This window comes from Craterilacuibacter sp. (genome assembly GCF_051659485.1).
GTDB lineage: Bacteria > Pseudomonadota > Gammaproteobacteria > Burkholderiales > Chromobacteriaceae > Craterilacuibacter.
The window spans coordinates 1-19976 of the sequence record NZ_JBOFOO010000217.1 but is presented as its reverse complement, the minus strand read 5'-3'; the positions used below and the strand labels follow the sequence as shown (position 1 = coordinate 19976).

General features: G+C 56.0%; 20 protein-coding genes and 1 tRNA gene. 5 read left to right on the top strand and 16 right to left on the bottom strand.

The genetic code is table 11. The features are described from left to right. Positions 1-45: 45 nt before the first annotated feature. The 7 genes from ACRC1E_RS07770 to mutY form a co-directional block, all read right to left on the bottom strand. A complete protein-coding gene (locus ACRC1E_RS07770; RefSeq protein ID WP_438514533.1) occupies positions 46-918 on the bottom strand; it encodes a CheR family methyltransferase in 873 nt (290 codons plus the stop codon). Positions 919-967: 49 nt separating this feature from the next. Continuing rightward, on the bottom strand, positions 968-1318 hold the full coding sequence (gene erpA / locus ACRC1E_RS07765; protein ID WP_438514532.1) for an iron-sulfur cluster insertion protein ErpA: 351 nt from the start codon (positions 1316-1318) through the stop codon (positions 968-970). 154 nt (positions 1319-1472) lie between these two features. Beyond that, positions 1473-2501, bottom strand: coding sequence for an N-acetyl-gamma-glutamyl-phosphate reductase (gene argC / locus ACRC1E_RS07760; RefSeq protein WP_438514531.1), 1029 nt, complete (start codon positions 2499-2501; stop codon positions 1473-1475). 125 nt (positions 2502-2626) lie between these two features. Continuing rightward, on the bottom strand, positions 2627-3019 hold the full coding sequence (gene rpsI / locus ACRC1E_RS07755; RefSeq protein WP_438514530.1) for a 30S ribosomal protein S9: 393 nt from the start codon (positions 3017-3019) through the stop codon (positions 2627-2629). Between the two features lie 10 nt (positions 3020-3029). Beyond that, entirely contained in the window at positions 3030-3464 is a 435-nt protein-coding gene (gene rplM / locus ACRC1E_RS07750) for a 50S ribosomal protein L13 (protein ID WP_438514529.1), read from the bottom strand. A gap of 365 nt (positions 3465-3829) precedes the next feature. Then, positions 3830-6031 carry a RelA/SpoT family protein gene (locus ACRC1E_RS07745; protein ID WP_438514528.1) on the bottom strand — a complete coding sequence of 734 codons (2202 nt, stop codon included), beginning with the start codon at positions 6029-6031 and terminating at the stop codon, positions 3830-3832. Positions 6032-6050: 19 nt separating this feature from the next. Next, on the bottom strand, positions 6051-7118 hold the full coding sequence (gene mutY, locus ACRC1E_RS07740; RefSeq protein WP_438514527.1) for an A/G-specific adenine glycosylase: 1068 nt from the start codon (positions 7116-7118) through the stop codon (positions 6051-6053). A gap of 108 nt (positions 7119-7226) precedes the next feature. On the opposite strand from mutY, the gene ACRC1E_RS07735 reads away from it, so the two are divergent. Next, positions 7227-8564: a THUMP domain-containing class I SAM-dependent RNA methyltransferase gene (locus tag ACRC1E_RS07735; RefSeq protein WP_438514526.1), complete on the top strand. Its 1338-nt coding sequence runs from the start codon at positions 7227-7229 to the stop codon at positions 8562-8564. 97 nt (positions 8565-8661) lie between these two features. After that, the gene (locus ACRC1E_RS07730; protein WP_438514525.1) at positions 8662-9264 is read left to right on the top strand and encodes a MarC family protein; all 603 of its coding nucleotides are present in this window, start codon (positions 8662-8664) and stop codon (positions 9262-9264) included. 75 nt (positions 9265-9339) lie between these two features. On the opposite strand, the gene ACRC1E_RS07725 is transcribed toward ACRC1E_RS07730, so the two are convergent. From ACRC1E_RS07725 to ACRC1E_RS07715, 3 genes are all read right to left on the bottom strand, one after another. Next, positions 9340-9415: transfer RNA gene (locus tag ACRC1E_RS07725), tRNA-Phe, on the bottom strand. 109 nt (positions 9416-9524) lie between these two features. Further along, positions 9525-10601 (bottom strand): 4-hydroxyphenylpyruvate dioxygenase, encoded by a 1077-nt coding sequence (hppD, locus tag ACRC1E_RS07720; RefSeq protein WP_438514524.1) that lies wholly within the window; start codon positions 10599-10601, stop codon positions 9525-9527. A 21-nt stretch (positions 10602-10622) separates the two neighbouring features. Beyond that, the gene (locus tag ACRC1E_RS07715) at positions 10623-11402 is read right to left on the bottom strand and encodes a phenylalanine 4-monooxygenase (protein WP_438514523.1); all 780 of its coding nucleotides are present in this window, start codon (positions 11400-11402) and stop codon (positions 10623-10625) included. Positions 11403-11570: 168 nt separating this feature from the next. Here ACRC1E_RS07715 and ACRC1E_RS07710 point away from each other — a divergent pair, with 168 nt between their 5' ends. Then, entirely contained in the window at positions 11571-12053 is a 483-nt protein-coding gene (locus ACRC1E_RS07710; protein WP_438514522.1) for an Lrp/AsnC family transcriptional regulator, read from the top strand. Positions 12054-12105: 52 nt separating this feature from the next. On the opposite strand, the gene ACRC1E_RS07705 is transcribed toward ACRC1E_RS07710, so the two are convergent. From ACRC1E_RS07705 to ACRC1E_RS07695, 3 genes are all read right to left on the bottom strand, one after another. Further along, complete coding sequence (locus ACRC1E_RS07705) at positions 12106-13071, bottom strand: histone deacetylase family protein (protein ID WP_438514521.1); 966 nt, start codon at positions 13069-13071, stop codon at positions 12106-12108. Positions 13072-13267: 196 nt separating this feature from the next. Beyond that, complete coding sequence (gene rpoS, locus ACRC1E_RS07700; protein WP_438514520.1) at positions 13268-14212, bottom strand: RNA polymerase sigma factor RpoS; 945 nt, start codon at positions 14210-14212, stop codon at positions 13268-13270. A 61-nt stretch (positions 14213-14273) separates the two neighbouring features. After that, positions 14274-15083 carry a peptidoglycan DD-metalloendopeptidase family protein gene (locus ACRC1E_RS07695; RefSeq protein ID WP_438514519.1) on the bottom strand — a complete coding sequence of 270 codons (810 nt, stop codon included), beginning with the start codon at positions 15081-15083 and terminating at the stop codon, positions 14274-14276. On the opposite strand from ACRC1E_RS07695, the gene ACRC1E_RS07690 reads away from it, so the two are divergent. After that, positions 15064-15396 (top strand): hypothetical protein, encoded by a 333-nt coding sequence (locus tag ACRC1E_RS07690; RefSeq protein WP_438514518.1) that lies wholly within the window; start codon positions 15064-15066, stop codon positions 15394-15396. The genes ACRC1E_RS07695 and ACRC1E_RS07690 overlap by 20 nt on opposite strands. Before the next feature lie 34 nt (positions 15397-15430). On the opposite strand, the gene ACRC1E_RS07685 is transcribed toward ACRC1E_RS07690, so the two are convergent. The 3 genes from ACRC1E_RS07685 to nadA all read right to left on the bottom strand — a co-directional run bounded on the left by ACRC1E_RS07685 (position 15431) and on the right by nadA (position 17979). Further along, positions 15431-16060 carry a protein-L-isoaspartate(D-aspartate) O-methyltransferase gene (locus ACRC1E_RS07685; protein ID WP_438514517.1) on the bottom strand — a complete coding sequence of 210 codons (630 nt, stop codon included), beginning with the start codon at positions 16058-16060 and terminating at the stop codon, positions 15431-15433. 23 nt (positions 16061-16083) lie between these two features. Then, positions 16084-16827, bottom strand: coding sequence for a 5'/3'-nucleotidase SurE (gene surE, locus ACRC1E_RS07680; RefSeq protein ID WP_438514516.1), 744 nt, complete (start codon positions 16825-16827; stop codon positions 16084-16086). A gap of 123 nt (positions 16828-16950) precedes the next feature. Beyond that, positions 16951-17979, bottom strand: a complete 1029-nt coding sequence (nadA, locus tag ACRC1E_RS07675) for a quinolinate synthase NadA (protein ID WP_438514515.1) — start codon at positions 17977-17979, stop codon at positions 16951-16953. Between the two features lie 185 nt (positions 17980-18164). Here nadA and ACRC1E_RS07670 point away from each other — a divergent pair. Next, positions 18165-19976, top strand: a 1812-nt coding sequence (locus ACRC1E_RS07670; RefSeq protein ID WP_438514514.1) for an acetate--CoA ligase family protein, incomplete at its 3' end; no start/stop codon positions are given.

Genomic DNA, 19976 nt, shown 5'->3' with positions numbered 1-19976 from the left:
CCATGCATATGTCTGGCTGGAGGCGGTTCAGTGCATGCCTTTGAGTTAAGCCGGCTTGGCGTGCTCGTACACGGTCTTGCCGCGCAGATGAAAGGTGTCTGCCGCGAAGTAAAAATTTTCCGAATGGCCGACAAACAGCAGGCCGTCGGCCTTGAGCAGGGGCGCAAAGCGCTTGAGGATGCGTGCCTGGGTATCCCTATCGAAGTAAATCATCACATTGCGGCAAAAGATGGCATCAAAGCTTTTGTGTATGCCCCAGTTGTTTTCGATCAGATTCAGGCGCTGGAAGGTGATCATATTGCGTAACTGGGCTTTGGCCTGATACTGCCCGTCCGGCAGGCGGTCAAAGTACTTGGCGGCCATGCCTGAGGGCAGGCGGGTGATCTTGTCTGCGCTATAAATGCCGAGCCGGCCTGTTTCCAGTACGCTGGTGTCAAGATCGGTCGCCAGTATGCTGATGTTGGGGCGGCTGCCTGCTGCAAAGGCTTCCAGCGCCGTGATGGCAATGGAGTAGGCTTCCTCGCCGGTAGAAGAGGCCGAGCACCAGATGGCCAACTCCTTGTGCGGGTTTTGCCTGAGGTGGCTGGCCAGCAGCGGAAAATGGTGCTCTTCGCGAAAGAAAAAAGTCAGGTTGGTGGTGAGTGCATTGACGAACTGCTCAAACTCGATACGCCCCGCGCTGGAGTCAAGCAGATCGATATAGGCGGTAAAACCAGTCAGTTTCAGCTCGCGGATGCGGCGTACCAGACGGCCGTAGACCATGTCTTTCTTGGTCAGGTTCAGTGCAATGCCGGCGCTCTGGTAAATCAGTTTGCGCACCCGCTCGAAGTCGGCATCGCTAAAGGTGAATTCGCGGTTGAAGTCGATTTTGGGTAGGGCATTAGGCTGCAATAGGGTCATCTGGGCAAGGCTCGGCAAAAAAAAGGCTCGGATATCAATCCGAGCCTTTTATGTTAACCGTTCCTGCTTAGACCGTGAAGGAAGAACCACAGCCGCAAGTGGTTTGGGCGTTCGGGTTGCGGATCACAAACTGCGAGCCTTCCAGATTATCCTGATAGTCGATCTCGGCACCAACCAGATACTGGTAGCTCATCGGATCGACCAGGAAGGTGACGCCATCACGCTCGATGGCGGTATCGTCTTCGTTGACGATTTCGTCGAAGGTAAAGCCGTACTGAAAGCCCGAGCAGCCGCCGCCGGTAACAAATACACGCAGCTTGAGTTCTGGGTTGCCTTCTTCGGCCACCAGATCCCGCACTTTGGCGCACGCGCTGTCAGTGAAGTTGATCGGGGACGGCATTTCGGTTGTCGCAGTCATGGTGAGGGCCTCGTCAAACAATGTGCCAAAAGCGGCATTCATCCTACTATTTTACTCAGGATTGGGGCCTTATGGCGAGTGATGAATTATCCACAGCTAAAGCCTAAGTAAATTGGGCTCGTCCCCGATGAAAGTGGCGAGTTAATTTCAAGTATCAGGGTAATAACGGTACCTGATTTAACCCCGATTTCTCTTCCAGATCAAACATCAGATTCATGTTTTGTACCGCTTGTCCGGCTGCACCCTTGACCAGGTTATCGATGACGGACAGTACAACCACCGTGTCGCCGCCTTGTGGCCGGTGCACTGCGATACGGCAGGTATTGGCGCCGCGTACCGAGCGTGTCTCAGGGTGGCTGCCTGCTGGCAGTACATCGACGAAGGCTTCATGCGCGTAGCGGTGTTCGAATAGTGCCTGTAGGTCAATGTCGCGCTTGAGTCGGGTGTAGAGCGTGGCATGAATGCCGCGGATCAGCGGGGTCAGGTGGGGTACAAAGGTGAGTCCTACCGGCATCCCTGCCATATGGGCAAGGCCTTGGCTGATTTCCGGCAGATGGCGATGGCCGGCAACGGCATAAGCCTTGAAGTTGTCACCCGCCTCGGCAAACAGGCTGCCGATTTCGGCTTTGCGCCCTGCGCCGGAGACGCCGGATTTGCAGTCGGCAATGATATGCCCGATATCGATGACGCCAGCCTCCAGCAGCGGCAGGAGGCCCAGTTGTACGGCGGTCGGGTAGCAGCCCGGATTGGCAAGCAGACGTGCGCCGCGGATACGCTCGCGATTGAGTTCGGGAAGCCCGTAGACGGCATCTTCCAGCAATTCGGGAGAGGCGTGCTGCATGCCGTACCATTTTTCCCATTCGGCCACATCGCGGATGCGGAAGTCGGCCGCCAGATCGATGACCCGGGTGCCGGCGGCTAGCAGTGCACGCGCTTCGTGCATGGCGATGCCATTGGGGGTCGCAAAAAAGACGACATCACAGTCGGCAAGGCGGGCCTGTTCCGGGGTGGAGAAGGCAATGTCGATATGACCACGCAGGCTGGGGAACATCTCGGCGACCTTCATGCCGGCTTCCTTGCGCGAAGTCACCGCCGTGATACGGGCTTGCGGATGTGTTGCCAGCAAACGCAGCAATTCGACACCGGTGTAGCCGGTTCCACCAACAATTCCAACCTTGATCATATGCATGCCTTTTGTAAAAAAATGTCGCAAACATGAATATACGGCAGGGTAGTATTGCAATGCAATAAATGACAGGCAAGAAAAAAGCCACCCGTGGGTGGCTTTCTCGGCAGTCGTATAGCGAATTAACGCTTGGAGAACTGCTTGGCGCGACGTGCTTTACGCAGGCCGACTTTCTTACGTTCAACTTCACGGGCATCGCGAGTAACGAAGCCTGCGGTCGACAGAGCTGGTTTCAGATCTGCGTTGAAGTCGATCAGAGCACGGGTAATGCCGTGACGGATTGCACCAGCCTGGCCGGTCTCGCCACCACCGATAACGTTGACTTTGATGTCGAACGCTTCGGTGTTTTCGGTCAGCGTCAGTGGCTGGCGAATGATCATGCGGCCGGTTTCGCGGGCAAAGTATTCGTCAACGGGCTTGCCGTTAACGATAATCTGGCCGGAACCCTTTTGCATGAACACACGAGCAACCGAGCTCTTGCGGCGGCCGGTACCGTAGTAATATTTACCGTTCATCTATCTTGCCTCAAAAATCAGTTTCCAGCACTTTCGGCTGTTGGGCTTCGTGCGGATGTTCGCTACCGGCGTATACCTTAAGCTTCTTGATCATTGCGTAACCAAGTGGGCCTTTAGGCAGCATACCCTTGACAGCTTTTTCCAGAACGCGTTCAGGGAACTGCTGTTGCAGTTCGGTGAAGTTGCGTTCCTTGATGCCGCCCGGATAGCCGGTGTGACGGTAGTATTTCTTGTCTAGGGCCTTGGCACCGGTGACGCGCAGCTTGTCAACGTTAACGACTACGATGTAGTCGCCTGTATCAACGTGCGGCGTAAATTCCGGCTTGTGCTTGCCACGCAGACGGTGAGCGATTGCAGCCGCTACACGACCCAGCACTTTGTCGGAGGCGTCGACCACGTACCACTCGCGCTTTACTTCTTGCGGCTTGGCAGAAAAGGTCTTCATGGAGCTCTTCCATCGTAAATTCTTGAAAGTTCCGGATTCTATGGTAGGGAAGCCTTGCTGTCAAACCATTGTGCGATAAGAGTAAATTGCACGCGCTGCCTTGATGCCAAATATGCGTTTTTATCGCAACAAAATGTGTCGTTTCGGGCAAAAAAAAACGCAACCAAATGAATGGTTGCGCCAAGTTCCACCTAAAAGAAGGAGGATGGAGGAGACAACACCAAAACGCACATAGAATGCAACGTCATGATGCAATACGGATTATCCGTGGCCAAGATATGCTTGGCAAGTTATTTTTGTGCATGGCACAAAAAATGTTGCATTGCCGCAATTTTGCATCAGGAACAGTGTTGTATAAATGGCTGCTAGTTGCGCCTGACATCCTGTACGCCATTGATTTCATTTACATGGCCGATCACGCGGCTGATCTCTTGCACGCTGCGCACTTCTACCGTGAAGCACATCCTTGCCTTATGGTCGCGGGTCTGGCTATTGACCGCGATTACATTGAGTTTTTCGCGTGACAGTACATCCGAGATGTCGCGCAAGAGGCCGGGCCTGTCGCGGGCACTGACTTCGATGTCGATAGGGAATACGCTGTTTTTCTGCTCCCCCCAGTCGGCCGCAATCAGGCGCTCCGGTGCTTCTGCTGCCAGCCGTTTCAGAGTCAGGCAAGAGTGGCGGTGTATCGAGATGCCACGCCCTTTGGTGACGAAACCGGTGACGGCATCGGGCGGGGCGGGCTTGCAGCATTTGGCCAGTACCGTCATCAGGTTGTTGACGCCTTCGATCAAAATGCCGCCGGCGTTGTGGCCACCCCTGCTGCGCTTGACCAGATCGTCGGGGGTGATCTCCTGCACCGGGGGCGGGGCGAAGCTTGCGATAGCGGTACTGACCGCCCTGAGTGTCAGTTCGCCATGCCCCAGTGCACCGTAGACATCGTCCAGTTTGGCGTATCCCAGCTTTTCGGTCAGCGTGCCCAGATTGGGCTGGGTATGATGGCGTGCCAGTTCGCGTTCAAACAGCTGGCGGCCGCTTTCCCGTACCGCGTCGGCATTTTGCTGGCGGATGTACTGGCGGATCTTGGTGATCGCTTTTGGGCTCTTGACCCAGCCGTCGTGCAGCCAGTTGACGCTGGGGCCACCTTCCTTGGTGGTCAGGATTTCGACACGCTGGCCATTTTGTAGCGGAGTCGACAGCGGAACGATCTGCCCCTCGATCTTGGCGCCACGGCAGCGGTCACCCAGGTTGCTGTGGATGGCGTAGGCGAAGTCTATGGGGGTAGCCCCCATCGGAAGGGATAAAACGCGTCCTTGCGGGGTTAACACGTAAAGCGTGTCGGCAAATAGTTCGGTCTTGAAGGCCTCGGCCAAGCCTTCCTTGTCCGAAATCTCTTCGCGCCAGTCAAGTAATTGTCTGAGCCAGGAGATTTTTTCTTCATAAGCGGCATCACCTTTGCCACCTTCCTTGTAGCGCCAGTGGGCGGCTACACCAAATTCGGCGTGTTCGTGCATGTCGAAAGTACGGATCTGCACTTCGATAGCCTTATCTTGCGGCCCGATGACGGCAGTGTGCAGGCTGCGGTAATTATTCGGCTTGGGGTGCGAGATGTAGTCGTCGAACTCCCCCGGAATGGGTTGCCAGATATTGTGCATCAGCCCCAGAACGGTGTAGCAGTCCTGCATCCGCTCTACTTGCACGCGTACGGCGCGAATATCGTACAGTTCGGAGAAGTCGAGCTTTTTTTTGCGCATCTTTTTCCAGATGGAATAGATATGCTTGGGGCGGCCGGCGACTTCGCCCTTGATGCCGGCCTTGGCCAGTTCGGCGCGCAATACCTGCAGGATGCGCTCGATATAATCAAGACGCTCGAGTCGGCGCTCATCCAGCAGTTTGGCAATTTTCTTGTAGCTTTCCGGCTCCTGATGGCGAAAGCCCAGATCTTCCAGTTCCCATTTGATCTGCCATACGCCCAGACGGTTGGCCAGCGGGGCGAACACCTCCATGGTTTCGCCGGCTATCTGGCGGCGTACTGCCTCGTTATCGACGAGAGCCAGATGGTGCATGGTCTGGGTGCGCCAGGCCAGCTTGATCAGGACCACGCGGATGTCGGTGACCATGGCCAGCAGCATCTTGCGCATGGTTTCTGCCTGGCGTGCACGCTCTTCCGGGGTGTCCAGCTGGTCGATACGGGCAAGTTCGGTCAGCCTGCGCACTTTACCTACGCCCTCGACCAGCATGGCGATGGTCGGGTTGAAGGTGCGGGTCAGCCAGTCATGCGCATTTTCCCTGTAGTCCGGTATGGCAAACAGCAAGGTGGCGGCAATCGCATCCGGCAGCAGGTTGAGGTCGGCCACAATGGCGGCAGCGGCCACCGCGTGACTGAATACATCTTCACCTGTCGCCGGCAGGCGGTGTTCTCGGTATGTTTCGCGCGCCTCGGCAAAGGCGCGCGCAAGCATGCTGCTCTCGTCGGGGGTGAGCGAGGCGGAGAGTTGTGCCAGCCAGAGCGCCGGATCGGCAGCATTGGCAAGAGTATCGGCAACGGGGCGGACAACGGAAACCATACGGCGTTTTCAGCTAGCTTTAGAGGTGAGACGTCAGTTTACCGGAAGTGGCCGCTAGGCGCTCCAGCATGCGTTTGACTGGCGCGGGGACGCCGGCATTGGCGGCATCATGCAAAGGGAGCCAGCAGGCGTTGCTGTCCCGGGTTTGAGGGTGCAGGGCGCTTAGATCCAGTGGTAATGGGGTGATAATCAGGCGAAAGTGGGTAAACACATGCTCGATCTCGGGCCAGGCCGGCAGAATGTCGCCATCCCCGGCCTTGCCCAACCAGTCTTCTGCGTTGTGGGCCGTACCCAGTTCCGGTAGTGATAGCAAGCCACCCCAAATACCGGTAGGTGGGCGGCGCTCCAGTAATATCTGGCCTTTGTGTACCGCCATGATCAAGGTGGCGTAGCGGGTGGGGATGGCTTTTTTCGGGCGGGCAGTGGGAAGTTCACCGGTTCGACCGTTCTGGTGGGCGATGCAGTCATCCCGCATCGGGCAGCGCCCGCATGCCGGTTTGCCACGGGTGCAGACGGTGGCCCCCAGGTCCATGATGCCCTGCGTGTAGCCTGGCATGTCTTCTGCCGCGCTAGGCAGCAGGTTTTCGGCCAGTTGCCACATGGTGTTTTCTATTTTTTTCTCGCCCGGCCAGCCTGAGATGCCGAATACCCGCGCCAGTACGCGTTTGACGTTGCCGTCCAGAATGGCATTGCGGCGGGAAAAGGCAAAGGCGGCGATCGCCGCCGCCGTTGAGCGCCCTACGCCAGGCAGGCGGATGAGCGCTTCGGTCGACTCGGGAAAGGCACCATTGAATTCATCGCACACCATGATGGCAGCCTTGTGCAGGTTACGCGCTCGGCTGTAGTAGCCCAAGCCACTCCAGAGCGTCACTACCTCGTCAACCGATGCCTGTGCCAATGCGGCTACATCGGGAAAATGCTCGATAAAACGGGTGTAATAAACGAGGACACTGCTGACCTGCGTCTGTTGCAGCATGATTTCTGACAGCCAGATGCGGTAAGGATCGCTAACTTGCCAAGGCAGATCGTGGCGGCCATGCTGGCGCTGCCAGTCCAGTAGTTTTGCCGCAAATTCGCGCGCTATCATGCAGTTTCCCTTCCATCAAGGCGGCGATGGTAGCCCAAAGGTGGGCGTGTCTCCAAGAATGCGGACACAAAATCCGCTAAGATGCGGGATTGCTAATAAGGAGTGGGCATGTCCAGTTTCCGATCCCGCGAGCGCTCGCAGTCGAGCCGCCATTTTATACGCCCGCTTGACGAGGCCGGTGTCACGCCTGAAACGCCAGCACCGTTGCCCTCTAGTGCGAATGCCCCCAAGGCTGCCGGTACGATGCAGGCGCCGCCAGAGGCACGTCCGCATGGCCGCGCCCCGGTTGCCATCCGTGCCGAGCGCGTCAGCGCCATGTTTGCGCCGTGCCCGCGTGGCCTGGAGGGGGTGCTGGCCGCAGAATTGGCTGCGCTGGGTGCCACCGCTATTGATAAGCGTAACAACGGTGTGGCATTTGCCGGCGACAATGCCGTGATGATGCGCGCTAATCTGGAGTCGCGTACTGCCAGCCGTATTCTGATCCAGCTGGCGCAAGGCCCGTATCGCAGCGAGCAGGATGTCTACAAGCTGGCTTTGACTGTCGACTGGCCGCGCTGGTTTAGTGTCGGCAAGACGATCAAGGTCAAGACGGATGGCGTAGGTTCTGCCCTGCGCAGCCTCGATTTTATTTCGCTCAAGGTCAAGGATGCGGTATGCGACCGCTTCCGTCAGGCCGATTTGGGGCGTCCTAGTGTGGATACCCGTTACCCTGACGTACGCCTGCAGGTATTTTTGTCTGCGGATCAGGCCACGCTGTATATCGACAGTAGTGGCGAGCCGCTATTCAAGCGCGGTTGGCGCGAGGATACCGGTGAGGCACCGCTACGTGAGAATCTGGCCGCCGGCATTCTGCTGCTGGCCGGTTATGACGGCTCCCAGCCTTTGCTGGATCCAATGATGGGTAGCGGTACGTTTTTGGTTGAAGCGGCCGATATCGCACTGAACCGGGCACCGGGACGTTTACGCGACTTCGCTTTTCGCGAGCTGCGCAGTTTTGATGCCGTCGAGTGGGAAAGCGTACAGGCGCGGGCGCGTCAGGCCGAGAAGCCGTTGTCGGCCTTGCCTATCCGTGGCTCCGATGTGTCGGTGCAGATGCTGGTCAAGACCCGGCATAACCTCAAGCAGGCCGGCTTGCACGGTTTGGTGCAAATCGCACAAAGCAATGTGCTGGATACCCGTCCCCATGCCGATAGTGGCCTGATTGTGACCAATCCGCCGTATGGCGTGCGTCTGGATGAGCAGGAAGATCTGGCCTTGCTATACCCGCAACTAGGGGCTTGGCTCAAGCAGCATTTCTCCGGTTGGACCGCCAATTTCTTTACCGGTGACTTGCGTCTGGCCAAGCTGATCCGGCTGACGCCAAAACAGCGTATGCCGCTGTTTAACGGGGGGCTGGATTGCCGTTTGTTCGTGATTCCCATGGTCTCTGGCTCGAATCGCAGTTAAAACCGGCAAGCTTGAGTGTTGAGTATTTAGCGGTAGTGGTGATGAAGGCGTGCGATAATTTGCACGCCTTCATCATTTTTTACTTGTAGCCTGCCTTATGGAAACCACTTTTTTTTCTGCGACCATCCTGCTGATTCTGATTACTGATCCGCTGGGTAATATTCCGCTATTTATTTCTGCTCTCAAGCAGGTCAAGCCCGAGCGCCGGCAACGGGTGGTTTATCGCGAATGCCTGATCGCATTTTTTGTGTTGCTGGCTTTTATGTTCGGGGGGCAGACTTTTCTCAAAGTCATGCATCTGAGTGATGAGTCGCTGAGTGTGGCTGGCGGAGTCATTCTGTTCTTGATCGCGATCAAAATGATTTTTCCGGGCGAAGGCGGGGCTCTGGGCGGGGATAAGGTGAGCGGGGAGCCGTTTATCGTCCCTATCGCCATCCCGCTGATTGCAGGCCCCTCTGCGATGGCGACGGTGCTGCTGATGGCCACGCGTGAGCCTAATCGTATGCCGGAGTGGGTGGGGGCGCTGGTGATTTCCATTTTGGTGACGACGGTAGTCTTCCTGTTTTCCGATCGTTTGCAAAAATTGCTGGGAGAGCAGGCGATCACGGCGCTGGAGCGCTTGATGGGGCTGGTATTGACCGCGATTTCGATCGAGATGCTACTGGGTGGGGTTGCCGCATATATCCGCCAGTTTGCGTAAGCTGAAGATTGCATCCGGCTTGAGGCGGCGAATATAGAAAAAGCCCGAATCATGGATTCGGGCTTTTTCGGTATCTGGTGGCCTGTCTCGGAATCGAACCAAGGACACGCGGATTTTCAATCCGCTGCTCTACCAACTGAGCTAACAGGCCTTCACGCTGTGCTGCATCGCGTTCAGAGGCGTGCATTTAACCAGACGAAATGCCCCGAGTCAAGCTTGAATTTCCATTAATGGGGGTTTTGGGAAAAAATGGCCGCGCTTTACCCCTCTTGCAGTACGCCGCGGCGCAATTGGTCTTCCTCTATCGATTCGAACAGGGCCTTGAAGTTTCCCTCGCCAAATCCTTCGTTTCCCTTGCGCTGGATGATCTCGAAAAAGATCGGTCCGATCACGGTTTCGGTGAATATCTGCAGCAGGATGCCGCCGCCTTCACTGGGTGCGCCATCTATCAGGATGCTGTCGTGCTGTAGGCGCTGCAGATCTTCGCCATGGCCGGGCAGGCGCTTGTCGACATTGGCGTAATAGGTGTCGGGGGTGGAGAGAAAGCGCATCCCGCAGGCGGCGAGTTGTTCCACGCTGGCGTAAATGTCGTCGCTGGCCAGCGCGATGTGCTGGATGCCTTCGCCTTGGTAAGCCGCCAGAAACTCCTCGATCTGGCTCTTGTCGTCGGAGGATTCGTTAATGGGGATACGGATCTTGCTGCATGGGCTGGTCATGGCCATGGATTTAAGGCCGGTAAGCTTGCCTTCAATGTCGAAATAACGGATTTCCCTGAAGTTGCCTATCTGCCGGTAAAAATCGGCCCAGTGCTGCATGCGGCCACGCCTGACATTATGGGTGAGGTGGTCGATTTCCTTCAGCCCTACGCCCTCCGGATGCGGGTCTATGCCGGGCAGGGCAACAAAATCGACATCGTAAATATTGTGCTGTGGCCCGTAACGGTCGACAAAATAGAGCGCCGAGCCGCCGATGCCTTCAATGGCCGGGATATTCAGTTCCATATAGCCGATAGGGCGGGTGTAGGGCCTGGCACCATGAGCCAGCGCATACTCGTAGGCTGCTCCCGCATCTTTGACGCGCCAAGCCATCGCGCAGGCAGACGGGCCATGCTGCTCACCAAATAGATGGGCGGGGTGCTGCTGCTCGGCATTGATGATGAAGTTGATATTACCTTGCCGATACAGGCTGACCTGTTTATGGCGGTGGCGCGCGACTTCGCTGAACCCCAGTGCGCTAAAGAGTGTTTTCAGTAGCTGGATGCCGGCCTGATCGGGCGCGGTGTATTCGACAAATTCGAAACCATCACAAGCTAGCGGGTTGGTGCGGTCTATCTCCATGATCTTCTCCTTTTATTGTTATCAAGCCAGTCCGTGGGACCGGGTCCAGCGGGCAAATTCGTTTTCCAGTTGTGCAAAGCTGTCGATGACAAACAGGGTGTCCTGCATATGCCAGACGTCGTAGGGAGTCTGTGCGATGCGTTCGATATCGAAAGGTAGTTTGGTGGTGGCTTCCGACAGACTGTATTTCACCTCTGCTGGCGAGGAGAGAATGCCTGCACCATAAATGCGCAGGCCTTCGCGGGTCTGCAGCAGACCGAATTCGACGGTGTACCAATAAATACGAGCCAGCCACAGACGCGCCGGGTGATCTTGTGCAAACGCAGTGCTGCCGGCACGGCCGAAGCGTTCAAAGAAGGCGCTAAACTGCGGGTGGGTGAGTAGCGGCACATGGCCGATCAGATCGTGAAACATATCGGGTGCCGGGGTGTAGTCGATATCTTCCGGCTGGCGAATGAAGTCGGTGGATGGGAAAACCCGCGCCGCCAGCATGGCAAAGAATTCGTCGTCGGGCACGATGCCGGCGACGCGCTCCAGTTGCCAGCCGGTCTGCCGTTGAATGCGGCCGCTGATGTCGCCGAGGCTGGGGATTGTTTCGGGATCAAGGCCGGTTGCCTCCAGTGCACACAGATACTCGCTGCAAGCGCGTTCTGGCCATTGTTGTTGCTGGCGCAAGAACAGCGTCCGCCATGTTTCGCGCTCGCTTGCACTGTATGCGGGAGTTACGCTGCACTGTATATCAGTGGGGGTGCGAATGCATGCAGATTGCTTTTGTTCTAGCAAGGTGTCTGGGTTTGGCATCGTAGTTCCTCTCTTGCAACACTAAAACCGGCAATCTGACGCTAATAACTGGACTGATTTTGGCATTTCATTCTAGAGTAAGAACACAGCAATTTTGCTGCGTTCTGCTGCAGCTCAAGATTGAAAAAAAGATAAAAATTACAAATAAATTATTAAAAAGGAGAAACCATGCCTAGCCTGGTACTGGATAAGACTGATCTGAAGATGCTGGCCGCCTTGCAGCTGAATGGCCGCTTGTCGAATGTGGAACTGGCGGAAAAAGTCGCACTGTCACCTTCCCCTTGTCTGCGACGGCTCAAGCAGCTGGAAGAGTCCGGCGTTATTCGCCAGTATGTGGCCTTGCTGGATCCTGCTTGCCTGGGGCTGGGCTTGCATGCATTTGTGCGGGTCAAGCTGGAAAAGCGTGGAGGGGGGAATCTCAAGTCGTTTATCGAGGCGGTGCAGGGCTGGCAGGAGGTGGTGAATTGTTATGCCATGACTGGGGATATGGACTATCTGCTACAGGTCTATTTTCAGGATTTGGAGCATTTTTCCCGTTTTGTGATGGATCACCTGCTGCAGCACCCGGGCGTTGAGGATGTGAAGTCCAGTTTTGTGCTTAAGGATTTCAAGCAGACGACCGCCTTGCCTTTGAGTCAGCTTGCATCCTGATGGCAAACAACCCAAGAGCCGGTGCCGGCTTTTGGGTTTGCCACGATGTTAATCAGATATCGGCCAGTACGCGCACATGGGCGGTCACGCTGCGTGCCAGCGACGAAAGGTCATAACCACCTTCCAGAACCGAGACGATACGGCCTTGGCAGTAAAGGTCGGCGATCTGGACCAGATGGCGGGTGACCCATTCATAGTCGGATTCGCTGAGCCCCATCGAGCCCATGTCATCTTCACGATGGGCGTCAAAACCTGCAGAGATGAACAGCATTTGTGGCTGAAATTCATGCAGCGCCGGCAACCATACCGTTTCGACCGCTTCGCGAAACTCGCGCCCTCCAGAACCTGCTTTCATTGGCACATTATGCATATTGGGGTTGCTGCCGCTCGGGCTGTCACCACAATAGGGAAAGAACGGGTGCTGAAACATCGATGCCATCATCACCCGTGGGTCGTCCTTGAATATTTCTTCGGTACCGTTGCCATGGTGGACATCAAAATCCACGATGGCAATGCGCTCGAATTTATAAGTCGACATCGCATGTGCCATGCCGACCGCAATATTATTGAAGAAACAAAACCCCATCGACTTCGCGCTTTCAGCATGATGTCCGGGAGGGCGTATGGCGCAAAAGGCATTGGGTGCCTTGTCTTCACAGACCAGTTCAACGGCTTTGACGACCGCACCTGCTGCTCGCTGCGCCGCCAACAGGGTGCCTGGCGACATGGCGGTATCCGGATCGATACGAAAGGTGCCGACGTGAGGCGTGCAGGCTTCGATATAGTCGACATAGCGTGGAGGATGAACACGGGCCAGCTGGTGTGGCGTGACCAGTGGCGCATCCGTTTCCTGCAGGGTGTCAAAAATCTGGGATGCCATCAGTTGGTCGCGGATGGCGGTCAGGCGTTCTGGGCACTCCGGGTGCCCGACGCCCATATTATGGCCAAGGCAATCAGAGTGGGTGATGTAGGCCGTCAGACCTGTGCGGTGCCAGCGATTTTTGAGCCAGGAAAACACGAGCGTGTCCTTATTGCTTGTAAGGGAAGTACTGCTTATGACTTTGAGATAAATTGTGAGCTAGGATCGAGCTAAACGCAAATGATTTACTCGCTGTATCTGATACTGCAGATTTGTAGCTGGTGGTGATGGGGGGCGTTTGGGCTGGGTGCGGTGGACAGGCTTGCCTGTATTGGGCCTATCCACCGCCTCAAGTCTAGATCAGCAGATCTTTGGCGACACCCTGACGCCTCAGGATGCGCCGCAGGTGTTCCAGACCTTCTATCTGGATCTGGCGCACGCGTTCACGCGTGAGGTTCAAGGTTGTGGCCAGTTCTTCCAGCGTACAGATCTCATGTCCACCCAGCCCGTAGCGGCGTTCGATGACCATGCGCTGTTTTTCCGAAAGTTGGGAGAGCCAGTGATGGACATATTTTTCGACTTGCAGGTTATGCAGCTGAATATCCGGCTCGTCGTGCTGTTCATCCGGAATGGATTCACCGATGGACAGCATGGGGTCGATATCCAGCGGTGCATCAAGCGAAGCCATGCGCTCGTTCAGGCTCATGATGCGCCGTACGTCTTCAACCGGCTTGCCGACATGCTGGGCAATGTCTTCTACGGTAGGCTCGCGACCCCAGCGGCTTTCCAGCTGGCGTGAGGCACGCAGGTAAACATTGAGCTCCTTGATGACATGCACCGGCAGCCGTATGGTGCGCGACTGGTTCATGATCGCGCGCTCTATGCTTTGGCGTATCCACCAGGTGGCGTAAGTCGAGAAGCGAAAACCGCGCTCGGGGTCGAATTTTTCCAGTGCATGCATCAGCCCGATATTGCCTTCTTCGATCAGGTCCAGAAGGGTCAGTCCACGGTTGATATAGTGCTTGGCAATGTTCACGACCAAGCGCAGATTGTGCTCTATCATTTTCTGGCGGGCTTCAAAGTCGCCCTGAACCACGCGGCGCGCCAGTGCCAGCTCTTGTGGAGGGGTCAGCAGGGCATTGCTGCCGATATCGTTGAGGTAAATCTGGGTGACATCGGCTACCTCTTCGTATTCGGCGGCTTCCTTGGTTGCGTCTTCTGCATCAGCCTGTTTTTCTTCGGCCTCCAGCAGTTCGTCTTCACCCCTGCTGTCTTCTAAGATATCCAGCGTGTCTTTCATGCTTCCTCCTCCTTCTAGGCCGCTTTGTCATCCGAAGCAGAAAGAACACGCTGCTTCAAGACTAGTAGGCCAGATATTTATCAGGGTTGACCGGCTTGCCGTACTCGCGGATTTCGAAATGCAGTTTGACCTGATCGCTATCCGAGTTTCCCATGGTGGCTATTTTTTGCCCCTTTTTGATGCTTTGCCCTTCTTTGACCAGCAGTTCGCTATTGTGGGCGTAGGCCGATAAGAAAACTTTGTCATGTTTGATGATGATCAGCTTGCCATAGCCTTTGAGTCCACTGCCGCTATACACCACCTTGCCATCGCCAGCCGCAATGATGGCTTGCCCCATATTGCCTGCAATATCCAGTCCTTTGTTTTGATCGGAGAACTTGCGTACCACCTTGCCCTCTGTTGGCCAGATCCAACCTATGGTGCTGTTGACCGGCGCGGTTTGTTTGCTGCTTGCCTCTACGACCTGTTTTCCAGGTTCACTGGCTACCACCTTGGCGGGTGGCGGGGTCGTCTTGCTGACCTGCGGGACAGCGGGAGCAGGTTTACTTGCCGCGATGCTGCCTGCTACGCTTGCTGTCCCTTCACTTTGCTGCGCCAGTGACTTGCTTGCGCTTTCGCTATAAGGCAGTTTCAGCGCCTTCGGGTAAGACTTGACTGCCGTGCTGCCGATATTCGTGCTTGTACTTGTACTTGTACTTGTACTTGTACTTGTACTTGTAGTGGCCGTCGGCCTGATGACCGGCGCCGCTGTATTGCTGCCTGGTGCTGTCAGGCGTAAAACCTGACCGACCTTGATGTCAAAGTTCTCCAGCGCATTCCACTGTGCAACGTCTTGATGGCGCAAGCCGTTATTGACTGAAATGCGGTACAAGTTTTCTCCAGCCTGTACGGTATGTGTCGTTGCTCGCGACCCTGCTGACATTGCTAATGGCCTGACGCTGCTGGATGGCATCGCCAGTGGCGTAGTTTCGGCTGCATTTGTTACAACCATATTTCCTGTCGTGGCGGACTGGATGGTTCTTGCATCTTGCGCTGCGATAATGGGGGCCGGCGTATGCGATGTCTGCGCACAGGCGGTCAGCAAGAGTGATGCGCAGGATGCCAAGACTTTAAACTTGTTGTTGATTCTGTTTTGCGCTGTATTCTGCATGATTCTTTTATATGCCGTTTGGCTTCTGGTGTAAATGATTTGGTATGCTGGCTGTTGTATCTTTACGACTACGCTCGCCCGGGGAGCAGTGGCACAAATTTGACCGGATCCAGCCGGGTTTGCTGGATTCCATCCGGCGTCTTTTCCAGTAGCAGTAAATGCTGCTCATGTTCTCCCAGCGGCATGATCATGCGGCCATGCTCTGCCAGTTGTTCCAGTAGTGGTTCGGGGATGAAGCTGGCGGCACAGGTCATGATGATGCCGTCAAAGGGCGCGGCCTCGGGTAGGCCGAAATGCCCATCGCCATGTACCAGCCTTACATGTATCAGCTGTGCGCTGCGCAGGTTGCGTCTGGCCTGATCCAGCAAAGGTGCGATGCGTTCTATCGAATAGACTTCCGCGCCGGTCTTGAGCAGGACCGCACTTTGATAGCCGCATCCGGTTCCGATTTCGAGAATCCGTCCGGGTTTGCGCCCGGTAATCAGTAACTCTGTCATGCGGGCAACGGTGAAGGGTTGCGATATGGTCTGGCCATGTCCGATGGGGAGTGAAACATCGTCGTAGGCACGGCTGGCCAGTGCCTCGTCGACAAACAGGTGGCGAGGAATCTGACTCATGGCGGATAGCACCCGCTCATCGCAGATACCGCTTTGGCGCAGGCGGTCAGCCATGCGCTGGCGGGTACGTTGCGATAGCATGCCCCAAGCCGGGGCCGGATGGCTCAAGGATGCAGCCATGACTTGATACCATCCAGTTGCGCGTAGGCGGTCAGATCTATCATCAGCGGAGTGATCGAGGCATACCGGTTGGCGATAGCCCAAAAATCGGTACCTTCACCGGCGTCTTGTGCCTCACCCACCGCCCCGACCCAATAAACCTTTTCGCCGCGTGGATTCTGGCTCTGAATTACGGGTTCCGCATGGTGGCGCCGGCCCAAGCGTGTGATCAGGCTGCCTTGCAGGGCGTCCAGCGGAATATCGGGGACATTGACATTCAGCAGTGTTGCACGGGTGAGGGGGGAGGCCTGTACCCGGGAAATCAGCTGGTCAACAATATGTGCTGCGCTTGCAAAATTGGCGCCGGAGCGGCCGCACAGTGATATGGCGACGGAAGGGATGCCCAGTAAATAGCCTTCGGTGGCTGCTGCGACGGTGCCCGAGTAAATGGTGTCGTCGCCCATGTTTGCACCATGGTTGATGCCGGAAAAAATCATGTCGGGGCGGAAGTCGAGCAGGCCGGTGACCGCTAAGTGGACGCAGTCGGTCGGTGTTCCATTCACATAAAAGAAGCCGTTTGCCGCTTTGCGTACGGTCAGCGGCCTGTCCAGTGTCAGCGAATTACTGGCACCGCTGCGGTCACGTTCCGGCGCGACAACGACAACCTCACCGTGACGCGCAAGGGTCGATGCCAGCATGGCAATGCCTGGTGCGAAATAACCATCGTCATTGCTAATAAGGAACTTCATGGCGAGCCTCCGGGTGACCGCCCGCTTATCTCTTTGCCAGGTGCGGTGGCAAAAGCACAAAGCATGCGCAGCTGATGACAGGCGGTTGGTCTGTTATGGTCGCAAACCATCATGCACTGAGGTCTAGGGGTAGTAGCGCTGGCTAAAGTCGAGCATGCGTTCTATCGGCAGGCGGGCCGCATCCATTTCTGCCTGTGTCATATAGTCGATTTCCAGACCCTCTCCCTGCTGGGCACGGCGTACGGCCTCGATGGTATTCATCTTCATATATGGACAGGAAGTGCACTGGCAACCGGCATAGATAGGCGCTTGGCGCAGGTCCAGATCGGGGCGTGCCAGGCCCATATTGTAAAGAATGCCGTCTTCTGTGGCGACGAAGATCACCGCATTCTTATCGCCAGCATAAGCCTTGACCCAGTTGAGCATGCCTGATGTCGAGCCGACATAGTCAGCCTTTTTCAGTACCGGTAACGGGCTTTCCGGGTGCGCAATCAGGAATTTGCTGTTGGGTACGGCATTGAAGGCTTCAGTGAGCGCAGCTTCATTGAACTTGTCGTGGACTTCACATACGGCAGACCAAAGTGGCATGTCATAGCCGTATTGATAGTTCAGGTAGGCACCCATATTGCGGTCCGGTGAGAAAATGACTTTTTTCCCCTCGGCGTAAAGGTGCGCGATGATGTCGTCGACGTTACGGCTGGTGACTATCCAGTCCGAGAGTGCCTTGTGTTGCGCGCTCGAGTTGATATAGGACACATGGACGTGATCGGGATGGTTGTCACGCCAGCGTTTGAGTGCCGCAATATCTGTCTGGGTCACCAGCGAGCAGGTCGAGCCTGCATCCGGCAGAATGACCGTCGCTGCCGGATTGAGTATTTTGGCTGTTTCTGCCATGAAGCGTACACCGGCAAAAACAATAATGTCAGCCTCTGCTTCGCGTGCAAACAAAGAGAGTTCCAAGCTGTCACCCACCTTGTCGGCCATCTGCTGGATTTCCGGCTGGGTGTAATAGTGGGCGAGTGTGACGACACGTTTCGTCATGATGGCTTTATATACTCCGTTGATAACCGCTCGACGCAGGCATCGTTGCGGGGCACTATCCAAGGTGAAAGTCTGAGAGACTAACAAGTTTGCGGACGTGACGCCAGCCATGGCTGTCGTCACTTGTTGGCTCGTACATTATCGGGTCATGCTTGGTATATTTTAATATTTATTAGTAATGGATATGTTCCACATGCGGATGTAGGGCTGTATTGTTTAGCCTGCCATATTTACCTCTATGTATGCCGGCTGTTAGCGGTGTGAGGTCATGTTTAGCCGGATATAGAAGAGTTCCCATGAAGCCCCATTATCTTACGCCATTGTTTTCCCCGCGCAGCGTCGCTGTGATCGGTGCCAGTGATACCTCAGGCTCGGTCGGTCAGGCCGTTTTTGCCAATTTACTGGCGGGCAATTTTCAGGGGAAACTCTATCCGGTCAATCTCAACCATAAGACTGTAGGTGGAATCGTCGCGGTGGCCTCCGTGCGTCAGATAGAGCCGATCGTGGAATTGGCGGTTGTGACGACGCCTTTACGCAGCTTGCCGGCGATCATGAAGGATTGTGGCAAAAAAGGCGTGAAGGCGATGCTGTTGGCCAAGGAGTTTTCCGATAGCGAACAAGCCGAGCGCGAAATCATGTCCGAGGCCATGTCGATTGCCCGCCACTACGGGATCAGGGTGCTTGGGCCGAATGTTTTGGGTTTGATGCGGCCTGTGGCCGGATTCAATGCCACTAATTACAGCAGTAAAGTGAAGCCGGGGAATCTGGCCTTGGTGTCGCAGTCTTCGGCCCTATGTACGGCCATGCTTGATTGGGCCGATACCAAGGGGATAGGTTTTTCCAGTGTGATTTCGGTCGGGACGGCTCTGGATGTCGACTTTGGCGAGATACTCGATTATCTCGTGGCCGATAACTTTACTCAGGGCATCTTGCTGCATGTGCATCATATCCATGATGCCCGCCGCTTTATGAGTGCGCTGCGTGCCGCTGCACGTACCAAACCTGTCGTGGTCATCAAGTCCGGCCGTTATGAAAGCCAGAATACCGGGGTGTTGCTGTCCAGTCATCTGGTTGATAGTCATGCGGTGTTCGATACCGCACTGTCGCGCGCGGGTGTCCTGCAGGTGCAAACCATCGCTCAGCTTTTTACTGCGGCTAAAGTTCTGGCTGCCAAATACCGCATCTCCGGACCGCGTCTGGCTATTGTGACCAATGGTATCGGCCCCGGGATATTGGCTGCGGATAGTGCCAGGGCTAACGGGGTAGAGTTGGCCACGCTTTCCGAGCAGACGCTGGCACAGTTGGATGATGTCTTGCCGCGCAACTGGTCGCACAATAATCCGGTCGATATTATCGGGGATGCGTCGCCGATGCGCTTTCGTAGTGCGGTCAAGGGCTGTCTGGATGACCCGGGGGTCGATGGGGTGCTGGTCATTTTTACGCCGCAGGCCGGTACCGATCATTTGACGACCGCACAGTTGATGGTGGGCTTGCAGCGCGAGTCATCCAAGCCGATATTTTTATCCTGGCTGGGCGATGCCAAGGTCTCCGAGAGCCGCGAGCTGTTTTCCAAGGCCAAGTGCGCACACTTTAGGGCTCCGGAGTTTGCGGTGGAAGTGTTCCGTAATCTGTCCGCCTATCACGACAACCAGCAGTTGCTGCTGCAAACGCCGGGTCCGCTGGAGGGGGCGCTTCACGCGCCGGATATTGCGGCTGCACGTGCCGTGATTGCCACGGCGCGTACTGAAGGACGTGAACTCTTGTCCGAGCGCGAATCCAAAGCCGTGCTGGCGAGTTTTGGTATCCCGGTTAACCCGACCGCGCTTGCCCGCACCGCTGACGAGGCGGTTGAACTGGCTGCTGCCATAGCCTATCCGGTCGTGCTGAAAATTGATTCGCCCGACATCATGTACAAGTCTGATGTGGGGGGGGTCGAGCTGAATATCAGCAATGAGGCGGCACTGCGTCATGCTTTTGCCGGCATTCTCGCGCGTACTCTGGCTTCCCGGCCCGATGCCCGCATTACCGGTGTTTCGGTGCAGGCCATGAAAAAATACCGCTTCGTGCGGGAGGTCATGGTCGGTGTTACGCACGACAATGTGTTCGGG